Genomic DNA, 4,823 nt, shown 5'->3' with positions numbered 1-4,823 from the left:
AATTGCCCTGGTTCACGTTTAAATCGTCACGTTTCACGCTTAAAATGAGCCGATTGAAGCGTGAATCAACTCGATTGAAGAGTGAATCACGATGATTTAAACGTGAATCGTCCCGATTTAAGTGTGAATCAACTCGGTTTAAGCGTGAATCAGGGCGTTTTAAGCGGCGAATGCGACGTTTGCGGCCACGGATACACCTAAAATCGCAACAAAAAAGGGTGCGGCATGATCACAAGGCATTTATTGAAGAGAGAAATTGACAAAGTGCGCGATGAACATTTGACTGCTCTGTATATCATCATCAAAGCATTCGAGCTTCCTGCCGGAGAAAGCATCTTTGACGCAGACGCAGCACAGCCTGCAACAGGACTGAATTGGGAGCGATTCATTCAAGAGACTTATGGCTGCTTGCAAGATGATCCAATTGAGCGCGGCGGTCAAGGCAGGTATGAATTTACAAAAAATGAATCACTCCGCAGAATAAAAGCGGCATAATGAACAAGAACAACGTTTCTGCGCTGGAACGTGAGAGCGAGAATAATGCGATGAAGAAAGGATACTTCGGACAATGGGGCGGGGCGTTCATCCCGGAAGTGCTGCATCAAACATTTGTTGAGCTGAACGCGGCCTATGAGGCGGCGCGGGCTGATTCCAGCTTCTGGCAGGAGTATGTTGCCCTGATGGCCAATTATTCTGGCAGGCCCACGCCACTGACCTATGCGGAAAACCTTTCCAAGCAGCTGGGCGGGGCGCGGATTTACATAAAGCGCGAAGATCTCAACCATACTGGAGCGCACAAAGCCAACAACGTCATGGGGCAAGGGCTTTTGGTCAAGCGGATGGGCAAAAAACGGGTCATCGCCGAGACGGGCGCGGGTCAGCATGGCGTGGCCACGGCAACGATGGCCGCGCGCTTCGGTTTTGACTGCACGATTTACATGGGCGAAGAGGATGTTGCACGGCAAAGGCCCAATGTTTTCTGGATGGAAAAGCTGGGCGCGACCGTGATTCCGGTGAAAGACGGCTCGCGCACCCTGAAGGACGCGATCAATGAGGCGTTTCGCGATTGGGTGGCGAGCATGGACACGACGCATTACGTGCTTGGCACGGCCTGCGGGCCGCATCCCTTCCCGGAAATGGTGGCCTGGTTTCAATCCATCATCGGCCAAGAGGCAAAACGGCAGATCGTGGAGCAGCATGGGGCAATGCCTGATCGAGTTTATGCCTGCGTTGGCGGCGGTTCCAATGCGATGGGCATTTTTCAGGGTTTTCTTGATCAAAACGGCGTGGAATTAGTCGGCGTTGAGGCGGGCGGCAAGGGCTTAGACACGGACAAACACGCTTCCCGCATGTTGAGCGACCGCGCTGCAGCAGGTGTGGCTCAAGGATACAAAACCAAGTTCCTGCAAGACAGCGACGGCCAGATGTTAGACACGCATTCCATTTCCGCCGGGCTGGATTATGTCGGCATTTCACCGATTCTCGCTGATCTTGGGGAAAAAGGCAGGGTGCGCTTTGAAGCGGCCACAGATGACGAGGTGCTTGAAGCCCTCAAGCTGACGATGAAGACCGAGGGCATCATTCCGGCCTTGGAGTCGTCCCATGCCTTTGCCCAGGCGATCAAAGAAGCGCCGAAGATGTCCCGCGAGCAGGCGGTTATTATTAATATGTCAGGCCGGGGCGACAAGGACATCTTTACGATCGCCCATGCCTTCAACGATCCGTCCTGGCAGGAGTTCATTGTCCGCCGGGCGGAGGAATACCGGCAGCAATGAAGGCTTGGCGCAATCCGCAGGACTGGGAAGAAAAAAATTGCCAAACCGCAGGATATGCGATAGACAGAAACAGCGGCTTGAAGTTTCATTTATGAAGCGTCGCCGTCGCATCCCCCTGCCAGCCCTGTGCGCCATAACGGAAATATGAGCGAAAAGAAATACACTCTCCTCATTGTTGATGACATTGTCGACAACCTGATGCTGCTTGGCGAGGCCATGCTGCCTGTCTACAAGATCAAGGTGGCCACCAGCGGCGCGCAAGGGCTGGAGCTGGCCATGCAGGAGCCTATGCCGGACTTGATCCTGCTGGACATCATGATGCCCGGCCTGGACGGCTACGAGGTTTGCCGCCGCTTGAAGGCGGATGTGCGCACCAAGCATATTCCGGTGATCTTTCTCAGCGCCTTGGACAAGGACAGCGACGAGCTGCAAGGTTTGGACGCAGGCGCGGTCGATTTCATCACCAAGCCGTTCAAGCTGGAGATCGTCCGCGCCCGCATCGACACGCAGATTGAGCTGCTGCGGATGCGGCAGCAGCTGCAAAATGCGAGATTGAAGGCTGAAGCCGCCTCGCAGTCCAAATCAGTCTTTCTCGCCAACATGAGCCATGAGATCCGCACGCCCATGAGCGCGATCATGGGCATGACGGATCTGGCTTTGGAAAAGGCGGTTGATCCCCAGCAGCGCAGCTATTTGGAGACGGTCAAGCTCTCGGCAGACTCGCTGCTCTCGCTGATCAACGACATCCTCGACTTCTCTAAAATAGAGGCAGGGCAGATGGAGCTGGACGAGCATCCCTTTGTCCTTGCCGAGGCGATTGAAGCGGCCATCCGCACCGTCTCTGTGCTGTCTCAAGAAAAGGGGCTGGAGATCACGCTCAACCTCTCGCCGGAGCTGCCCAAGGTGGTGGAGGGCGACAGCCTCCGCTTTCGCCAGATCATCCTCAACCTCCTCAGCAACGCGATCAAGTTTTCAGACGCAGGCCCTATCCGCATCATCGCCACCCAAGAGAAAAACGGTCCAGAGAGCGTGGCGGTGCGGGTTGCGGTTGCTGACCGGGGCATCGGCATTCCGCCGGACAAGATCAGCACCGTCTTCAGTGCCTTTTCACAGGCGGACAGCTCGGTCTCGCGCAAGTTCGGCGGCACCGGCCTTGGCTTGGCCATCTGCCGTCAGCTCTGCGAGCTGATGGACGGCCGCATCTGGGTGGAAAGCGAGGAGGGCAAGGGATCGGTGTTCACCTTTGTTGTTGTCTTTGGCCGCACCGCTGAGGAGCCTCCGCAGAAGAAGAAAACCGCCTCCGTTCTGCTGGAGGATGTCCGGCTGCGGCCTGTGCGCATTCTGCTGGTCGAGGACAACCCGGCCAACCGCTTCCTGCTCCGCGTGGTGCTGGAGAAATTCCAGCATCAGGTGACAGAGGCGGAGGACGGCGTGGAGGCGCTGCACATCCTTTTGGAGGACGACCGCTTTGACCTCATCCTTTCTGATGTGCAGATGCCGCGCTTGGACGGCTACAGCCTGACCCGGATCATCCGCTTCTGCGAGCAGGATGAGGAAATAGACCTCGACGCTTCGGAGCAGCTGGAAAGCGGCTTGGTCGAACGCCTGCGCCGCCGTCTGCGCGGCAAACATCGGCTGATCATCGCCATGACCGCCAACGCCATGAGCGGCGACCAAGAGAAATGCTTTGCCGCAGGCATGGATGATTATCTGACCAAGCCCATTGACAAGGCGCAGATCGCCTCGACCTTGAAACGCTGGCTGCCAGCGGGCTGAAAAGCAGCACTTCCTCCGCCGTGTCCGCAGCCGCTCTCTTCTTTCTCCGCTTCATCGCCGTAGTCGGCTCGGTGCTGGCCGGAGCGCATTATTACCTCTGGCGGCGTTTAGTCAAGGACACCGGCCTGAGCGGCAGAGCCAGACGCGCAGGCACGGCGGCCCTCGCCGCCCTCTTCCTCCTGCCGCTGCTCTCCCGCCTGCTGGAGCGGCATCTGCCGCATGCCTGGCTCTTTCCCTTCTTATGGCTGGCCTATCTCTGGCTGGGGATGCTGCTGCTGCTGTTCTTCTTTTTCCTCTGCGCCGACAGCCTGAAAATCCTTGCCCTGACAGTCCGCTGCCTGCTGCTGCGGCGATGCGCAAGGCCGGATCCGGCCCGCTGGCAGCAGCTTTCGCGCCTCACGGCTGCCGCCGGGCTGCTTGTCGTGCTGACCGCTGCCGCCTTCGGGGTGAAAAAGGGAGCCGAGCCGCCCGCAGTGCGCAGGGTGGAGATCAGGCTGAACCAACTGCCTGCCGCGTTCAAGGGCTTCAAGATCGTGCAGCTTTCCGACATCCATCTTGGCGAGCTGGCCGATGCCGATGACTTGGCCGAGATCGTGGCCATCGTCAACCGTCTTCAGCCGGACATGGTCGCCATCACCGGCGACCTGGTGGACGGAGCGGCGGCGCAGCTGCGCGGCGAGCTGGCTCCGCTGGGAGGCTTGCGGGCGAAGGAAGGCGTGTTCTTTGTCACTGGCAACCACGAGTACTACAGCGGGGCGGAGGACTGGCTGCCGGAAATCGAGCGGCTGGGCGTGCGGATTCTCCGCAATGAGCGGACAGAGCTGCGGCGCGGCGCGGACAGGCTTGTGATTGCCGGAGTCAACGACCACAAAGCAGGCCGCTTCGGCGATGCGCCTGACTACGAGCGGGCGTTAGGCGGGATTGCGCCGGGCCGCACGGTGATCCTGCTCGCGCATCAGCCCATTGCCGCCCAGAAGGCTGCCGCGCAGCAGCCAGACTTGGTGCTGTCCGGCCACATGCACGGCGGCCAGATCTGGCCTTTCAAATACTTTGTCCTTCTTCAGCAGCCTTACATCCGGGGCCTGTACCGCGAGGGCGGAACGCAGCTCTATGTCAATCAGGGCACGGCCACGTGGGGGCCGCCGATGCGGCTGGGCACAGAGAAGGAAATCACCGAGCTGATCCTCAAGTAGCTCTGCAGGGGTGAAAAATCTTTCGCCCCTCGTATTCGGAAAACAGACGCTGCCCGGCGGCCTGAACAACGCATTCCCG

At 58.6% G+C, this 4,823-nt stretch carries 4 protein-coding genes; all 4 read left to right on the top strand.

Annotated elements, in window-relative coordinates:
- The first annotated feature begins 225 nt into the window (after positions 1-225).
- The 4 genes from ACNKID_RS10395 (at position 226) to ACNKID_RS10380 (ending at position 4,744) form a co-directional block, all read left to right on the top strand.
- Positions 226-495 carry a hypothetical protein gene (locus tag ACNKID_RS10395; RefSeq protein WP_417913363.1) on the top strand — a complete coding sequence of 90 codons (270 nt, stop codon included), beginning with the start codon at positions 226-228 and terminating at the stop codon, positions 493-495.
- Between the two features lie 50 nt (positions 496-545).
- Positions 546-1,775, top strand: a complete 1,230-nt coding sequence (gene trpB, locus ACNKID_RS10390; protein WP_417913364.1) for a tryptophan synthase subunit beta — start codon at positions 546-548, stop codon at positions 1,773-1,775.
- A gap of 144 nt (positions 1,776-1,919) precedes the next feature.
- Positions 1,920-3,551 (top strand): response regulator, encoded by a 1,632-nt coding sequence (locus ACNKID_RS10385; protein ID WP_417913362.1) that lies wholly within the window; start codon positions 1,920-1,922, stop codon positions 3,549-3,551.
- A gap of 20 nt (positions 3,552-3,571) precedes the next feature.
- The gene (locus ACNKID_RS10380) at positions 3,572-4,744 is read left to right on the top strand and encodes a metallophosphoesterase (protein ID WP_417913361.1); all 1,173 of its coding nucleotides are present in this window, start codon (positions 3,572-3,574) and stop codon (positions 4,742-4,744) included.
- The last annotated feature ends 79 nt before the right edge of the window (positions 4,745-4,823 follow it).

It is taken from the genome of Candidatus Electronema sp. TJ (genome assembly GCF_048287355.1).
Classification (GTDB): Bacteria; Desulfobacterota; Desulfobulbia; order Desulfobulbales; family Desulfobulbaceae; genus Electronema.
The sequence above is the reverse complement of the archived record's forward strand: the minus strand, read 5'-3'. Positions and strand labels throughout refer to the sequence as shown.